The following is a 13,941-nucleotide window of genomic DNA, read 5'->3' on the forward strand; positions in this document are numbered from 1 at the left end:
CCGCCGCCCGAAGGCAGCGGGGCTTCGTCATGCGGCGGGGCAGTTCCGAATGGTGTTCGGCCCCCAGTCGGAGTCGAGTCTCATGAGGGCGTCGCGGTCATACTCGGCGTCGCAGTTCGGGCAGGTGCCGTATTGGCTGTTGATGTTGCCGGGGAATCGGCCGTCGCAGTCATCACCGGCGCAGTGGAAGATGATCCGCCGGAGCGCCTTGTCGCCGGTGTCGATGCTGCTGAGCTGGCCGTGGAGGCGGGCGACGGTGTGGAGGTCGTGGGCTATCTCGGGGTAGCTCTCGCAGGCCCACCGCAGGTTGTTGATCAGGAAGCCGGTGGCGCCGTCGATGTCGGCGCGGTGCCGCGTCTCGCCCATGGACCAGGCGAGCGTTGCCCGCCATGCGTCTTCGATGGCTTGCAGGGTGGCGACGGCACCGCCGTTGGCGGTGAGGCTGAGTACCTGGATCTTGACGGGTGCCGACGATCCGGCACCGTGACCGCCGCCGACGTCGGTCCGGCTGTCCTTGGCGAGTGCCGCGGTCCGGTCGGCCTTGTGGAACAGGTCGGGGAGTTCGCGGAGCTGACGGGCGGCAACTTCCTCACAGCGGCGGCAGGCCCAGCAGCCGGCGGCGAGTTCGTCGGTCCAGAGGGCTCGGCGGCACTTGACGCAGCGGGCGATGGCTTCACTCACGGCATGGCTCCTTGTGCGGGTGGCGCGGGCGGGTCTCAGGCGGTGGGGCGGGGCTTCCAGTTGGGTCCGCGGAGTGCGGCGGGTACGGCGGAGGTGGGGTTCGTCGGCCGCAGGAGGTGGTCGAGGCGGCGGCAGTAGGCGTCCATCTGGTCGGCGTAGCTCTTGTAGAGGTTCACCGGGCGGACAGGCTCGGGACGGTCGAGCTGGGCGAGCTCCTCGTCGGTGATCCCATAGCCTTCGGCGAGCGCCTGGAGGGTTTCGCAGTCGTTGCAGTGGTCGACGAGCGCGCCCATGTCGTCGTGGCCGCAGCCGTTGCAGGCGTAGGGCTCGTAGCTGCCGCCGCTGTAGCAGTGGATTTCGAGGGTCTTCCGGTCGGCGGTGCAGCGGCGGAGGACGGTGGCCGGGTCGTTGGCAGCGATGAAGTCGCCGACCGCGCGGAGCTGCCGGTTGCTGAGCGCGAAGACGTCGGCGACCTGGAGGCCGTCGGCGGCGAGCACTGCCTCCTCGTCTGCGTCGAACGTCCACGGCCAGGGCGGGCAGGCCTTGGCTCGTTCCTCGGACGCGGCGATCTTCTGGCTGATCCAGCCGTGCAGGTCAGGCATCGAGGGCCCCCTTCGGCGGTTCGAGGGCGGCGATCAGGTGGCGTGCTGCGATGCGGAGCCCGGCGGCGGCCTCACTACGGCCGTCCAACTCGAACTGGTTGGCGTCGGCGAGGATCCGGCTGAGGGCTGCCTGCCCGGCCTCGGCCTGCTCGGCGACTGTGGCGAGTACGGCATCGGCGACGACGCGGTGGGCGTAGAGCGGAAGCCAGTAGCCGAGGCTGTTGATGGCGGTGCCGACGGCGCTGCGGGCGAGTGCCTGCCGTCGATTCGCGGGTTCGTCGGGCATCAGAGCAGGTCTCCTGTCGGCAGGTTGTAGATCACGCGCGGGTCGAGTTCGCGCCGTCGGCCGGGTGGCTGGCCGTGGTCGCCGGGGATGATCCGGGGCTGGTCATCGGGTTCGTCGAGGCCGTGGCCGGAGCGGGTTTCGACGGCGCGCGGGCCGTCGCCGCAGGGTTCGGTGGCCCAGCCGTCCGGCCACAACGGCGGCAGGTCGGCGGTCACGGTGCGGTCCACAGTTGGACGGGGATGCCGGCTCGTCGGGCGAGGGCGACGGTGTGGCTGGCGCCGCGGGAGCCGTTGCGGATGAACGCGAGGGCCAGGTCGGCTCCGCTGGCGACCATCTGCGCGTTGCGGCGGGGGCCGGCCGCCTTACCGTGGCTGCTCCAGTCGGCAAGGTGGACGTCGATCGGAACTGCGGCGGCTACGGCCCACTGGTAGGCGATGCGGTCGGCGCCGGTCGGGCAGTCGCCGACGACGAGCCAAACGTCCCGGGTGTGGGGCGGGAGTGCTTGGACGGCCTGGTCGAGGGCCTGACAGATGGCGTCGGTGTCGGTCCAGTCTCGAGACCCTGTAACCAAGATCCGGTAGAGGTCGGTCACGGGGTCGGCTCCTTCGGGTTGTTGCCGGGGCAGCGGGCGCAGAGCGCGAGCCCGGCTTGGGTGGGCGGGCAATCGCAGGTCTCCTTGGTCTTGTCGAGGGCGGCGCGGATGTGGCGGAGTGCGGCGAGGTAGGCGCCGTCGAAGTCGGGGTTGGTCGGGTTGTCGCGGACAGCGGCTTCGATGCGGTCGAGCTCGGCGCGGACGCGGTCGTTGGCCTCCTCGACCCTGTCGCCGCGCTCCTGCCACGCGAACCGCTCGGCGGCCATGTCCGAGCGCAGTCGCATGGCGTGGGCGCTGAGCTCTGCCTCTGCTGCGAGGGCGGCCCTTGTCTGACGGAGCCGGACGAGTACCTCCTCCAGGTGGCTAGCGGTGAGCTGGAAGTGTCGTTCCGCCGTCTCGGCGCGGTTGTACAGGGCGGTGAGTTCGCGGTCGCTCATCTGGCCGAGGAGTTTCCGTGCGGACTGCTGCTCGCGTTCGGTCTGCTGCTGGCGTGCCCAGTCGATGGGGGCTACGGGCTCGGTCACGGCTGGCTCCTGTTGCTGGCGGCCATGCGGTTGCTGTACGGGGGCTCAGCGCTCTGCTGCCACCAGTTCCCGGTTTCTTGATCCCAGTGCTTCCACTCGGGGTGGGGGCCGGCGAGGAGGGTGCACGTCCAGCCGGACTGCCGATCGGCGCAGGCCAGGAGTTCGGGCTCGGGGTGGGTCATCGGTCGCTCCCGTCGGTCCGCTCGTCGCTGGCAGTCAGGCATGGGTCGCAGGTGAGGGGCCCCTCGATGACGGTGGCGGGGGTGCACTGGCAGTCGGCGGGCTGCGGGGTGGGCTGGTCGGTCATCGGGTGGCCTCGTCCCTGGCCAGGTCGAGCATGATGCCGACGATCTCGTCCGCGGCGGCCGCGTGCCCGAGGGTGCGGAGCCGGGTTTCGATCGGCACGCTGATCTCGCCGAGGTACTGGGCGCGACGCTCAGACGGCGGGATGAGGCTGGCGTCGTCGGCGGTGGGACGGGGGGTGGGACGGTCGGTCATGGTGCTGGCCTTCCGGGTGGTTGGGGCCGCCCGCTGGGCGCGGGCGGCGAGGACGACAGGGCGGTCAGAGGACGCGGGCGATCTCCTCGGCGACGCCCTCGACGAACGCGATGCGCATCTCCTCCGGCATGCCGGGCTCGAACGCGAAGTGGACCCGGACGATCGGCCGACCGTCCGCCTGGAGGGAGACGGCGTGCTCAACGGGCTCCAGGCCGTCAGCGCCGAGGCCGACGGCCCACTCGGACAGGCTGGCGGCGCCGGTGACGAGTTCGTGGATGCTGCGCTGGGCAGCCTCGAACGTCTCGTCCCTGAAGTCGTCCCAGTCCACCTCGCCACCAGGTGTGACTTCCTGGCCTTTCATCTGCTCGCCAGTACCCGTGAAGTCGAGGTCGGCGGTGAGGGCGGCGTGCTGGCGGGCGGCTTCGATGCGAAGGTCGTCGTCGGTGTACGGGCGTTCGATCATCGGGGTCCTCCGTGCTGTCGGGTTGGGTGCGGATTGGCTGTGCGGGCCCTCAGGGGCCGCGTGGCGGGCCGAGCGGACCAGGAGGCCTGCGCGACCCGTTCGGGCGTCAGGCGGGCGCTCAGGCCGCCGGACGGGCCTCGGATGGCGGGAGCCGAAACTCCGACTGCACGGCAGCAGCCAGAATCTGCACCGGAATGCTCCGCGCGCCCCGCTGTCGAGCCGTGCGGACCAACTCGTGGACGGCCCGCAGTCGGAGAGCTACCGCCCGCCGCTGCCGAGCGTCGGAGCTGGCCCGGCCGGCCGCCTGCTGGCGTTCCGCGCGGAGACCCTCAAGGCCCTGTCGCAGCCGGGCTGCCTCCGCCGGGGTGAGCTGACCGCGTTCGGCTCGGTCGGCGAGAACGAGGAGCTGGTCCAAGGTCGGCGGGCGGTCGGTACGTGGCACCGGCCGGGCGGGCGCGGTCACGACTTGCCGCCGACTGCCGCCTCGAAGCAGCGGGCGCAGTGCCGGTCACCGCACGGCTGCCCGGCCTGATGCGCCGTCGCGATCCGCTCCAGCTCCGCCCCGATCTCGGGGTTCTTGACGATGCCGTCGGCAATCCAGATGGCCAGCTTCCAGGTGTCGACGCTGAGGTTGATCTCCTGGGCCAGGAGCTGGCGGAGGCGGTCATCGGCGGGCGGGTACGTCATCGGGTTCTCCTCGGGTCTGGGATGATCGGGGTGGCCCGCCCCCGGTTGCATCGGGGGCGGGCTGTCTGCGTCACGGGGCAGGGTCGGCGGCGGGCAGGCAGCAGTCGGCGTAGATCCGCGGCGCCATCGGGCTGGCCGGCAGGCACTGGCAGTCCGGGTCGGCGGCCGGCAGGTGGGTGTCGGCGATCGCGGTCAACGACGGGGCGGCCGGCTCGGCGGCGCTGTAGGTGTTGCTCCGGTACAGCTGGACGCCGGTTCCGCGCCCGTCGGCGAGGAGATACCAGCGGCCACGTTCGAAGCTCCAGGCCAGATTCACGTCGGGCGCTTCGTCGGCCGGGTCGTCATCGGCATGCCAGCTGTACTCGTCGCTGATGTAAGCGGCGGCGGCATAGCGCTTGGCGGTGTCGAGGTCGGCGTACTGCACAAAGCCGTCCCACATCTCGACGTCCTCCCACCAGGCCTGCCAGGCGTTGGCGCTGACGGTGAGCTTGGGCAGGGTGGTACGGAAGTCAACCGGGGTGGTGGCGGGCTCGGTCATCGGTTGGCCTTTCGGGGTCGGCGGTTTGCGGGTTGGCGGATGGCGGCGGCGAGGTCGGCCCGACGCCGGGCGCCGTGCGGGGTGGGGATGGGCTGGTGCCATTCGGTGCCGTCGAGTGCCTGCTCGAGGACGGTGCGGTGCCGGGCGGCGGCCGGGTCGTGGCGGGGCCTGTAGCGGGCTGTGGCGGGCCGCGGGCCGCCGAAGGTGCCGTCGGGCCACTCCTCGGCCAGGACCCGCTCCAGCGGGCTCACCGGTCGGCCTCGGATGCCAGCGGAGCCAGGACTTCCTCGTCGAGGATTCGGGCCGCGGTGCGAAGGTCGGGACTGCCGAAGCGGGCCCAGCGGTCCGCGATGCTGCGGACGGTGGCAATGGCGGCTTCGGCGTACTGGGCGCGTTCCCGGAAGGCGACGTACTTGCCCCGGTAGCGGGTCGCGCGAGCCTTCTCCTGCTCGCCCCACGCCTGCGCCTTCTCGGCTTCCACCTTGAACTGCCGCACGGTGTCGGCCAGCTCGTCGAGCTGCTTGTCGGCCTTCTCGTCGACTTGCTTCATGCGGGCCCAGAAGTCATCTAGGCCCTGCTTGACGAGCGCGGCGAGGCTGGCGTCGCTGTCCGGCGCGGTGTCGGCAATGAGGCCGGCGTCTGCCATGGTGCGGCGGACATCGTCGAGCTGCCCGCGAAGTCGGTCGGTGAGGGTCATGCTGGCGCCGGCCGCGGTACGCCAGTTCTGGACGCTCTGCTCCAGGAGGTCGTGCTCGATGTCGCGCACCTCGGCCAGAGTCTTGGCGATCCAGTCGACCCATTCGTTGATGCGTTCCTGACCAGGCTCGTCGTGCAGCTCGGCATCCTGCAGACCAAGGAGCATCGTGGGGCGGATCGCGTTGGCGTATCGCTCGCGGGTGTCGGGTGTCTCGTTCATGCGGCGTCTCCTTCGGCTTCGTTACGGCGGGCGGGGTGGATGTCTCCGAGGGGGCGGCCGTCGGGGGTGCGGCATTCGGTGCCGGGGGCGACCTGGCAGGTCGGGCAGACGGCGGTCGCGATGGCGTGGGCGGTGGCCCAGGCAGTAAGCCGGGACGGGCAGGGGTCGAGGCGGACGGTGCGGGTCCGGCCGGCGCGGGTGGTGCAGCGCATGTCGGGGGCGGCGCCGCAGTGGGGGCAGCGGATGGCGAGCGCGGGATGCCGGGGCGGACGGCCCTGCCGGAGGCTGGCGGGCATCGGGGCGGAGCGGGGACGGTCGGTCATCGGTGGCCTGCCTTCCAGCAGTCGGGGCAGATGTCGCGGCCTGTCGGGCGCTTGCGCCATCCGTCCTGCTTGCGGAAGGCGCGGACGTCGCTGGCCCGGCTCGTCTCGAACGGGGTGTGGGTCTCGGCGCCGCAGTCCTCCGCGCCGTTGCAGCGGATGACGGCGATGAAATGCGCGGTCATGCGGCGTCTCCTTCGGGGTCGACGATCTCGATGTCGTGGATCTCGGGCTCGGCTTGCTGCCGGGCGAGGTGGCGGGCGGACATGTCCCGGATGCGCTGTTCCTCGGCGGCCCGCTGCTCGGGGGTCTGGCTGTCGCGTCCGCTGGCGGCCCTCAGGCGGGCCGTGTGGGGCTTGGCGCGCGGTTTCCCGAGCGGCTGCTTCTCGGAGCCCCCAGGCGTCTTGCAGGGGCGCCCTATGGCGGCCTGGCAGGTGGGGCAGACGAGGCCGAGCGGGCCGGACCGGCGTACCTCGTCGATCAGTTCGGCCTCAACGGGGCGACCCTCCTCGTCGATCGCACGCATTCCCTGCCAGTCACGGGCTTCGAGCTCCCGCACGAACCGGTCGGCGCCGCCCTCAAGTGCGGGCCGCTCGGTCGGGGCGGGCACCCGGCCGGACGCGATGGCCTGGACCTGGCCGCGGTACCGGGCGAGGTACTGGGCCGTGGTCTCACCGGCGATGGGCTCGTACTGGAAGTTCTCGAGGCGCTTGGAGCGGATCTTGGATCGGAGGGTGCGGACGTTGTGCGGCAGGATCCACAGCTTCGTCTCAGGGTCCTTGGGGGCGGTCGTGTAGTAGGCGTCGACGGCGGCTTTGGTGTCGGCGTCGAGCGCGACGTCGTGGAGGGCGGAGGCCCAGGCGACGGCGGCGGCCTGGCTGGGCTTGCGGTTGTCGAAGGCTGCGCAGTAGCCGAGGAGCGTCGCGGCTTCCTTCTCGTTCATGCGGGTTCCTCGTTGTCGAATGAGGCGGCGATGGCGGCCCAGCCGGCAACGGTGGCGTCAGTGCCGGTGAGGGGCTGGCCGTTGGGGAGCTGGAAGACGTTGCCGCCGGGCCGCTGCTGCTGGCGCTGGCTGGCGCGCTTGGCGTCCTCGCGAATCCACTTCTGCCAGGCGTCGGGCCAGGAGTGCCGCTGGACGCCGATGGACCGGTAGTGGCTGACGAACTGGTCCGTCGAATGCTCGATGTCGAGGCCGGGGTAGACGCCGGCGGCCCAGCGGCGCATCGAGTCGGTGACCACGAATCCGGCGTCGTCGATTGGGGCGCTTGGCGCGAGCCCCTGGGGACCGTAGGTAGAAGACCCCACCCCAGCCCAAGTGGTTGTTGGTGGTTCTACTGGAGGTTCATTGGTGGTTAGGGCGGCACTGGGTGCGTTACATACGGACGCAGAATCCGTTACGTAACGCATTTGAAGTGCGTTACTAACGGACGCAGAATCCGTTACATGGGTCTCGGTAACGGCGTTCGCGTCCGTTTCGGTAACGGATCCTGCGTCCGTTACATCGCGGGTCTTGCGGTGCCGCCGAACGCGCTCGGCCGTCGCTGCCCGCTCCGCCTCCGCAGCCCGCTCGATGTCGTCCCAGTCACTCGCCGGGCGAACAGTCCCGAGCGCGAGCTTCCAGCGGATCCGGTCCTGTACCGTGCCGTCCCTCTTGATGAGGTGGGCCAGCTCCAGGCGCCGCTGAGCCCGCTGAACGGTGCGCCGGTCGTAGCCGGTGCGGTACTGGATCCGCTGCTCGGAGGGGTGGCAGTTCCTTCCCTGAGCGTTGGCGTGTTCGGCCATGGCCTGGAGAACGTGCCGCGCCGTGGTGTCCGGCTTCCCGGCCGGCGTGCGCAGCATGGGCGCGTCGTCCATGGCCCACTTCACGGCTTCGTGACTCACGGCGTCTTCTCTCTGGCTGCTTACGCGGGAGGGGTCTGGGTGGGGAGGTCGACTCGCTGGCCTTCGATGTGGTGTCTCCACCAGCCGGGGCGGCCGGGGATTGCAATGGGCGGCCAGTCGGGTGTGGCGGCGACCTCGCGCGGTGGAGGGTCGGGTTCGGGAGCTACCTGCTGGGGGCGCATGGCGGCCTCTCTGGCTGATGCGGGTGGGGGCTAGGCCGCGGCGGCGGTGAGGAGTGCGGCTGCGAGGGGCGGCGGGCAGGCGTTCCCGATCAACTGCGGGATGTCTCGCCCCGTCCACGGCCAGGTCGCCGGGAATCCCTGCAGAACCCCGGCTTCGGCGTGGGTGAACCTCGGGAGTTCGTTGCCGTCGGGGTCGACGATCCGGTTGCGGCTGACCTTTCCGGTGACCGTGGCGGCAGGTTCGTCGTGGCGTCGCCGTCCGCGATTGCGGGCGTCGCCGCCGGTGCCGTAGTTGGAGATCACCGACCAGGGACCGCGGCGGTGCGGGAGGACGTTGGCCATGGACAGCCACGGCAACAGGGCCGGGTCGCCTTCGTCCTGGCGGACGCCCTTGCGGTACGGGCGGTGCGTCGGCGCCGGGAGTGCGGCGGGCTGGTCCAGGCGGGCGACGAGGACGGCGCGGCGGCGGGTCTGCGGGACGCCGTACTGTTCGGTGCGCAGGATGCCGGTGGCGACGCCGTAGTCGATGCTGCGGAGGGCGTCGGCGTAGGCCTCCCAGATGGGGAGCACCGCGGGCACCTGTTCGAGGACGATGCCCTGGTAGGGGTGGCCGGCCTGGTCTGCTTCGAGGATGAAGCGGAGCGGTTCGAGGACGAGGCCGGTGCGGTCGTCGGAGAACGTGCCTGCGGCGATCGTTTCGGCGGCCTGCATCCGCTTGATGCCGTCGAGGATCGCGGCCATCTCCATGCGCCCCATGCCGGTGCCGGTCGTCGAGAACGTCTGGCAGGGCGGGCCCGCGGTGAGGGTCTCGGCGTCGGGGAAGTCGGTGGCGTGCTGGTGGCGGACGTCGGCCTGCAGGGTGGGCCAGCCGGCGATCCGGCGGGTGGCGCACGCGGAGGCGTTCCATTCGACACCGATGCCGGTCCGACCGATCAGGTGCCCGCCCCAGGTGAAGCCCCCGGCGCCGGCGAAGAGTTCGAGGTCCATCAGGCGGCCTTTCCGAAGATGGCGGCGTAGGTCTTGCGCATGGGCAGGTCGGCGACGTGGTCGGGGTGGACGCAGCCCTCGCGGCCACAGTCGGGGAGGACTTGACGGACGGGTTCGCGCCGGTAGCGGATGCGGAAGGCGACGCGTGCTGCCAGGTGCTTGCCGTCGGCGGTGCTGAGTCCGCCGGTCTTGCCGGGCCACAGGAGGTGTCCGTCGTCGGTGGGCTGCGCCTTCCGCCAGAACAGGTCTTCGAGGCTGCCTGCGGGGGTGGGGCCGGGCTTGTGTACGGGGAGCCCCAGGTCGGCGCGGATCTTCTTGACGCGGACGTGGCTGACGTTCAGTTGGCGGACGATCGCCCCGTTGGAGTAGCCGGCGTAGAGGAGTTCCCGGATTGCCGCGGTGGGGGTCATGCCGCCTCCCCGAGCTCGGCGCGGCGCCCCTTGATGACTCGCCAGACGGTTCGGGCGTGGCAGTTGGTGACCCTGGCGATGTCTTCCGGGTCCCAGCCGGCAGCGTGGTAGCGGAGGATTCCGGCGTCGCGGGCCTGTCGGGCGGATTCGCTGTCGGTTCCGGCTCGGCCGCGGGGGGAGGTGCCGCCCCATGCTCCGTGCCGGTAGGAGTAGGCGAGGCCGCGTTCGATGGCCTGGGCGTAGTTGATGCACTGTCGGCGGACGGGGCAGTTGTTGCAGACCTTGTTGGCGGCGTTGTAGTTGCCGCCCTTTTCGGGGAAGAAGATCTCGGGGTCGGTCTGGGCGCAGAGTGCTTCGGTCATCCAGTCGCGGTTCATTAGGGTTCCTCCGTCCGGCGGGTCTGGTGGGGGATGAACATGAGCTCGGCGTTGATGCGGTCGTCGCTGTACGGGTCGCCGGGCTGCTGCTCGATGCCGCTGGCGCGCAGGGCCCGGTAGGCGGCAAGGTCTGCGAGGAGCTGGCGGCGACTGTTGGGGCGGGCGGCCGGCTGCCGGTTGTCGTCCTTGGCGCCGTCGCGGACGCAGCAGTAGCCGACGAGGGCGATCAGGGCGCAGGATCCGAAGAGGACGACCCAGTCCCAGGCGGTCATGCCGTCCGGTCCTGCCGTGCGGCCTGTCGCTGGGCGGCTATCTCGTGGCCGCGACCGGTGAGCCGCCAGACGCGGATCTCGTGGGCTTTGGTGCTGGCCAGGTCGGAGGGGACTCGCTCGCCGGTCTTCTCGATGATCCCGCCGTGGTTGAGGCCGTTGATCGCGGCGCCGACGAAGCCGCGGCCCAGCTCGGGAAGGAACTCCCGGATGTCGTTGCAGGAGAAGGTGTCGTGGATGGTGCCGAAGTGGAGGACCGCTTGCTGGACGATGAACACGTCCCAGCTGGACTGCTGCCGGATGGTGGCGAGCAGTACGTCCTTCTCGGCGGTGGCGAGGCGTTCGGCGACGGTGAGGCGACGGGTCATGGCGGTGGTCCTCTCACGTGCTGTTCACTGGAGGTGGGCGGCTCTCGATTTGGGCGAGAGCCGCCCGGGTGCTGCTACTGCTGAGCGGCGGCCTTGAGGGCGGTGCCGCGGGCCCGGATGTAGTCGCCGAGGTTCGTCGGCTGGCCGGACTCCGGGTGCATGAACGGGGTGGCGAGCGCGCTTGCCGCTTCGACCTCGCGGTACAGAGCGAGGAGACTGTCGGGAGTCACCTTGGATGCGCTGGCCCGGTCGATCCACGCGGTGGCGTCGATCTCCTTGGCGCCGGCGCGCAGCCAGTCGAGGTACGGCTTGGCGATGTCCTGGCCGCCGTCGGGCTGGTCGATCTCCAGGCCCCGGAAGGCGGGGCAGCGGGACTTGATGAACCGGAGCTGGTTGTCCTTGTTCATCTCGGCTGCGACGCCGAATTCGAACTCGATGCCCTTGCGCTGTTCGGCCTGGATGCCCATGTTGACCGGGTCCTTCCGGCCGCGCTCGAGAGCCCACTTCTGCGATGCGCGCATGGTGGCGACGACGTGGCCGGGGTAGGTCATGAGCGCTTCGATCATGTCGTTCTGCAGGTCGCCGGCCGGGCCCCAGCCGGCGAAGGTGTTGCCGCCGAACTTGTCCTTGGCGAAGCGTTCGACCTGGTCGAGGGTGCCGTCGGCTCCCTTCCAGAAGTGGGTGAGGGAGTCGACCATCACAACCGGGTAGCCGGCCTGGGCTGCGGCAGCGAGCGCCTTGACCAGGTTGCGGGGGTCGTAGCTGCGCATGGGCAGGGTGTCGAACGGAGTCCTGATGTCGTCGAGGTAGAGGGAGGCCGCTCCGCGTTCGGTGTCGATGACTGCGAATCGGCGGCCTTCCGCGAAGCCGTCTGCGATTTTCAGGCCGGTCCAGGTCTTGCCGGATCCGGACGGCCCCTGAATGGAGAGGCGGGCCTTGTGGCCGTCCTTCGTGGCCGGGCGGAAGGTGAAGGGGCCGTCGTCGTACTCGTCGGTCTGCGGCTGAGGCGCTCGGCCGGCTCGGACGGGCGGGGGAAGCTGGGACACGGTGGCTCCTAGGCGTACTGGCGCTCGATGTACGGCGGCAGCGAGATGACGGTGGAGGTCTCGGAGTAGCTGGGCCAGTGGCCGGTCTCGCGGCCGTACAGGTAGCGGCCGGCGGCAAGGTGGGTGTCGCGGAGCCCGGCGTACTGGGCGGCGGGGTCAAGCTCGGCGACCTGGACCAGGTACGGCGGCTGCTTCTCCTGGAAAACGAACTTGAACGGGGCGCCTTCGGGGAGGAGTCCCAGCTCGTAGGCGCCGCGCCGGTAGATGTGCTCCTGGATGTGGTAGCCGTACTCGTGGATCGCCTTGCCGAGCTTGTCCGGGTGGACGGAAGTGGTGGTCTTGTAGTCGGCGATCAGGTCGGGGCGGAGCCAGTCGAAGCGGCTGCGCCACCACATCGGGCCGTCAGGCCAGAAGATCGACTGCTCGGCCAGGCCGGACCCCGGGGTGAGAATCTCCGAGGCTTCCTCGTGGTCAGCCAGCGCCTGGGCCATGTCGCAGATCCGCAGGTAGTCGGCCCGCTTCAGGGGCACGTTGCCGGCCTCCCGGATTCCGGCCACCTTGGCCTTGATCTCCTTGGTGTCCCAGCGTGGGGCGTCGACCACGATCAGCTCCGGTCCGTTGCCGAGGACCACGGTGTGGGCTGCGGTACCGAACTCGAACTCGGGCTTGTGGGGCTGCGGGTGGGTCAGCCGGTAGCCGTAGCGGGCCGGGCAGTCGGCGAGAACCTTGGCTCCGGAGGCTGAGAGGCTGCCGCCGGGTACCGGGTCGGAGTGGTAGAGCTCGGCAGGGATGTCGTACAGGCCGGGCTCGATCTCGGTCGCGGTGGTCATCGGGCCAGGTCCCGCAGCATCTCGGTGGCCGTATCGGTGGCGTTCTGGACTTTCTCATCGAGGGTCTGGTTGGCCCGCTTCAGGCTGTCGATGGTGTCTTCGAGGTCGACGATCTTGGTGAGGGCTTCGTCGAGCTCGGCTTCGAGTTCCTCAATGCGTTCTTCCGGCGAGGCGGTCATCTGGGGTCCTTGAGGGTGTGCTCGGCCGCGGGCGGGCGGTGGTCGCCCGTCCGGGGCTGCGGTTGGGGCGCCGGGCCGGCCGGTCGTGGCACAGCCGGCCCGGCAGGTATCAGTTGGCGCTGCTGGCGAGGGCCTTCGAAACGAGGTGGGCCTCGTACTCGTCGGCCCACTTCTGCGGGTCGAAGCCGGCCTCCTCGGCGGCGTCCCAGGCGAACTCGCCGATCTCCCCGCCCTCAAGCTCACCAGCCAGCTCGTTGACCGTCTGCTGGGCGAGCCGCGGGTCCGCCCTGTAGAGGGCGGTAAGGAACCGGTACGCGGACCATCCGTTGACCGCACCGAGAACGTGAGCGTGGTAGGGCTCCCGGTCCGTGGTGGGCGTGTCGTGTGACTTCGTCAGCGACCTGAGCGTGTGCTTGAGCAGGTCTGCGCCGGTCTCCCGAATGTCGGTAGTTACCTCGTACTTGGGGCGCTCCTCGACCGGCATGTCCTTGGCCATGTCCAGGCCGTCGGCTCCACCGCTGAGCGTTGACGCCCATGTGCCCTTCGCGTCTCCGAACGACTGCGCCGGAACCGGTCCGACCCCGGAGTAGCGGACCGGCATCTGGATGCCGACGAAATCGGGGGCGAAGATCGCGAGGGCCTTGTCCTCGGCGGCCACCCTGACCCGGATGCTGTCACCAGCGGCGTTCCAGCGGGCGAGGAAGCCGGCGTTCAGCGCGGTGAAGGGCTCCTCTTGGGCGGGCTCGTCGAGAGCACCGCGGATGAGGCCCCGCCAGTCGGGGAAGCCCAGGTTGTCTGTGACCGCGATCCGCAGTTCGTCGGCCGGGGAGGCGAAGACGAGCCGGCCGGGCTCGGTGCTGATGGTGATCGAGTGCTGGCCTTTCTGCAGGGTGGTCCACTCGCGGAGTGAACGCAGGTAGCGGGCGGGGATGGTGCGGGCGAATGCTTCGCCGTCCCCATCGTGCTTGTGGCGGGCGGCGGCCATCGTGTAGCGGTCGGAGGCGACGGCGTACAGGTACGTCGAGTCGACGTCGAGGCGGATGCCGTGGATGATCTCGGTGTATTCGCTGCCCATGTGGCCGCTGACCTTGTCGATGAGCCGACCGAGACTGTGGGCGTTGATGGTGACGGTCACGTCTGTCTCCTGGGATGATCGGGTTGCGCCCCTGCCGCCTTCGCCGCGGCGGGGGCGTCCTGCTGTGGTTGGTGGGGTGCCCCCCCTCCGGGCTCCGGTTCTCCCGCGGGCCGGCGCGCGCTAAATGCGTTCCCATAAAAAAAACAACGCTACGCCAACAACCCAATGGT

26 protein-coding genes and 1 pseudogene are annotated in these 13,941 nt (G+C 70.4%); all 27 read right to left on the minus strand.

The genetic code is table 11. The annotated features are described in order from the left end of the window. Window positions 1–27 precede the first annotated feature (27 nt). The 27 genes and pseudogenes from ACFXA3_RS00385 to ACFXA3_RS00515 all read right to left on the minus strand — a co-directional run bounded on the left by ACFXA3_RS00385 (window position 28) and on the right by ACFXA3_RS00515 (window position 13,771). Window positions 28–681: a hypothetical protein gene (locus tag ACFXA3_RS00385; RefSeq protein ID WP_385179833.1), complete on the minus strand. Its 654-nt coding sequence runs from the start codon at window positions 679–681 to the stop codon at window positions 28–30. 35 nt (window positions 682–716) lie between these two features. Further along, window positions 717–1,283 carry a DUF6221 family protein gene (locus ACFXA3_RS00390; protein ID WP_385179836.1) on the minus strand — a complete coding sequence of 189 codons (567 nt, stop codon included), beginning with the start codon at window positions 1,281–1,283 and terminating at the stop codon, window positions 717–719. Further along, window positions 1,276–1,569, minus strand: coding sequence for a hypothetical protein (locus ACFXA3_RS00395; protein ID WP_385179837.1), 294 nt, complete (start codon window positions 1,567–1,569; stop codon window positions 1,276–1,278). The genes ACFXA3_RS00390 and ACFXA3_RS00395 overlap by 8 nt, the downstream gene beginning before the upstream one ends. Then, window positions 1,569–1,784 carry a hypothetical protein gene (locus ACFXA3_RS00400; protein ID WP_385179840.1) on the minus strand — a complete coding sequence of 72 codons (216 nt, stop codon included), beginning with the start codon at window positions 1,782–1,784 and terminating at the stop codon, window positions 1,569–1,571. Before ACFXA3_RS00400 ends, ACFXA3_RS00395 begins: the two co-directional genes overlap by 1 nt. Then, on the minus strand, window positions 1,781–2,161 hold the full coding sequence (locus ACFXA3_RS00405; protein ID WP_385179843.1) for an SLOG family protein: 381 nt from the start codon (window positions 2,159–2,161) through the stop codon (window positions 1,781–1,783). Before ACFXA3_RS00405 ends, ACFXA3_RS00400 begins: the two co-directional genes overlap by 4 nt. Further along, window positions 2,158–2,685 (minus strand): hypothetical protein, encoded by a 528-nt coding sequence (locus ACFXA3_RS00410; protein WP_385179845.1) that lies wholly within the window; start codon window positions 2,683–2,685, stop codon window positions 2,158–2,160. Before ACFXA3_RS00410 ends, ACFXA3_RS00405 begins: the two co-directional genes overlap by 4 nt. Further along, entirely contained in the window at window positions 2,682–2,867 is a 186-nt protein-coding gene (locus ACFXA3_RS00415; RefSeq protein ID WP_385179848.1) for a hypothetical protein, read from the minus strand. Before ACFXA3_RS00415 ends, ACFXA3_RS00410 begins: the two co-directional genes overlap by 4 nt. Next, window positions 2,864–2,992, minus strand: coding sequence for a hypothetical protein (locus tag ACFXA3_RS00420; protein ID WP_385179851.1), 129 nt, complete (start codon window positions 2,990–2,992; stop codon window positions 2,864–2,866). The genes ACFXA3_RS00415 and ACFXA3_RS00420 overlap by 4 nt, the downstream gene beginning before the upstream one ends. Continuing rightward, a complete protein-coding gene (locus ACFXA3_RS00425; protein WP_385179854.1) occupies window positions 2,989–3,183 on the minus strand; it encodes a hypothetical protein in 195 nt (64 codons plus the stop codon). Before ACFXA3_RS00425 ends, ACFXA3_RS00420 begins: the two co-directional genes overlap by 4 nt. A 64-nt stretch (window positions 3,184–3,247) precedes the next feature. Then, window positions 3,248–3,646 (minus strand): hypothetical protein, encoded by a 399-nt coding sequence (locus tag ACFXA3_RS00430; protein WP_385179857.1) that lies wholly within the window; start codon window positions 3,644–3,646, stop codon window positions 3,248–3,250. A 459-nt stretch (window positions 3,647–4,105) separates the two neighbouring features. After that, window positions 4,106–4,333: a hypothetical protein gene (locus ACFXA3_RS00435; RefSeq protein WP_385179860.1), complete on the minus strand. Its 228-nt coding sequence runs from the start codon at window positions 4,331–4,333 to the stop codon at window positions 4,106–4,108. Window positions 4,334–4,403: 70 nt separating this feature from the next. Continuing rightward, window positions 4,404–4,871: a hypothetical protein gene (locus ACFXA3_RS00440; RefSeq protein WP_385179862.1), complete on the minus strand. Its 468-nt coding sequence runs from the start codon at window positions 4,869–4,871 to the stop codon at window positions 4,404–4,406. Further along, a complete protein-coding gene (locus tag ACFXA3_RS00445; RefSeq protein WP_385179865.1) occupies window positions 4,868–5,122 on the minus strand; it encodes a hypothetical protein in 255 nt (84 codons plus the stop codon). The genes ACFXA3_RS00440 and ACFXA3_RS00445 overlap by 4 nt, the downstream gene beginning before the upstream one ends. Then, window positions 5,119–5,787, minus strand: a complete 669-nt coding sequence (locus ACFXA3_RS00450) for a hypothetical protein (RefSeq protein ID WP_385179868.1) — start codon at window positions 5,785–5,787, stop codon at window positions 5,119–5,121. Before ACFXA3_RS00450 ends, ACFXA3_RS00445 begins: the two co-directional genes overlap by 4 nt. Continuing rightward, window positions 5,784–6,110 carry a hypothetical protein gene (locus tag ACFXA3_RS00455; RefSeq protein ID WP_385179871.1) on the minus strand — a complete coding sequence of 109 codons (327 nt, stop codon included), beginning with the start codon at window positions 6,108–6,110 and terminating at the stop codon, window positions 5,784–5,786. Before ACFXA3_RS00455 ends, ACFXA3_RS00450 begins: the two co-directional genes overlap by 4 nt. Beyond that, entirely contained in the window at window positions 6,107–6,292 is a 186-nt protein-coding gene (locus ACFXA3_RS00460; RefSeq protein WP_385179873.1) for a hypothetical protein, read from the minus strand. Before ACFXA3_RS00460 ends, ACFXA3_RS00455 begins: the two co-directional genes overlap by 4 nt. Then, window positions 6,289–7,050: a hypothetical protein gene (locus tag ACFXA3_RS00465; protein ID WP_385179876.1), complete on the minus strand. Its 762-nt coding sequence runs from the start codon at window positions 7,048–7,050 to the stop codon at window positions 6,289–6,291. Before ACFXA3_RS00465 ends, ACFXA3_RS00460 begins: the two co-directional genes overlap by 4 nt. Beyond that, complete coding sequence (locus ACFXA3_RS00470; RefSeq protein ID WP_385179879.1) at window positions 7,047–7,988, minus strand: helix-turn-helix domain-containing protein; 942 nt, start codon at window positions 7,986–7,988, stop codon at window positions 7,047–7,049. Before ACFXA3_RS00470 ends, ACFXA3_RS00465 begins: the two co-directional genes overlap by 4 nt. Before the next feature lie 212 nt (window positions 7,989–8,200). Continuing rightward, entirely contained in the window at window positions 8,201–9,157 is a 957-nt protein-coding gene (locus tag ACFXA3_RS00475) for a DNA cytosine methyltransferase (RefSeq protein ID WP_385179882.1), read from the minus strand. Then, a complete protein-coding gene (locus ACFXA3_RS00480) occupies window positions 9,157–9,567 on the minus strand; it encodes a hypothetical protein (RefSeq protein ID WP_385179884.1) in 411 nt (136 codons plus the stop codon). The genes ACFXA3_RS00475 and ACFXA3_RS00480 overlap by 1 nt, the downstream gene beginning before the upstream one ends. A gap of 164 nt (window positions 9,568–9,731) precedes the next feature. Next, window positions 9,732–9,944: pseudogene (locus ACFXA3_RS00485) on the minus strand (WhiB family transcriptional regulator); the annotation flags it as partial. Further along, window positions 9,944–10,216, minus strand: a complete 273-nt coding sequence (locus ACFXA3_RS00490; RefSeq protein ID WP_385179887.1) for a hypothetical protein — start codon at window positions 10,214–10,216, stop codon at window positions 9,944–9,946. The pseudogene ACFXA3_RS00485 and the gene ACFXA3_RS00490, both read right to left, overlap by 1 nt. Further along, complete coding sequence (locus ACFXA3_RS00495; RefSeq protein ID WP_385179890.1) at window positions 10,213–10,581, minus strand: hypothetical protein; 369 nt, start codon at window positions 10,579–10,581, stop codon at window positions 10,213–10,215. Before ACFXA3_RS00495 ends, ACFXA3_RS00490 begins: the two co-directional genes overlap by 4 nt. Before the next feature lie 74 nt (window positions 10,582–10,655). Continuing rightward, on the minus strand, window positions 10,656–11,627 hold the full coding sequence (locus ACFXA3_RS00500; RefSeq protein ID WP_385179893.1) for an AAA family ATPase: 972 nt from the start codon (window positions 11,625–11,627) through the stop codon (window positions 10,656–10,658). 8 nt (window positions 11,628–11,635) lie between these two features. Further along, a complete protein-coding gene (locus ACFXA3_RS00505; protein ID WP_385179895.1) occupies window positions 11,636–12,457 on the minus strand; it encodes a PD-(D/E)XK nuclease-like domain-containing protein in 822 nt (273 codons plus the stop codon). Further along, complete coding sequence (locus ACFXA3_RS00510) at window positions 12,454–12,636, minus strand: hypothetical protein (RefSeq protein WP_385179897.1); 183 nt, start codon at window positions 12,634–12,636, stop codon at window positions 12,454–12,456. Before ACFXA3_RS00510 ends, ACFXA3_RS00505 begins: the two co-directional genes overlap by 4 nt. Before the next feature lie 109 nt (window positions 12,637–12,745). Continuing rightward, on the minus strand, window positions 12,746–13,771 hold the full coding sequence (locus ACFXA3_RS00515; RefSeq protein ID WP_385179900.1) for a hypothetical protein: 1,026 nt from the start codon (window positions 13,769–13,771) through the stop codon (window positions 12,746–12,748). Window positions 13,772–13,941: the final 170 nt, after the last annotated feature.

This window comes from Streptomyces sp. NPDC059456, from assembly GCF_042750055.1.
GTDB lineage: Bacteria > Actinomycetota > Actinomycetes > Streptomycetales > Streptomycetaceae > Streptomyces.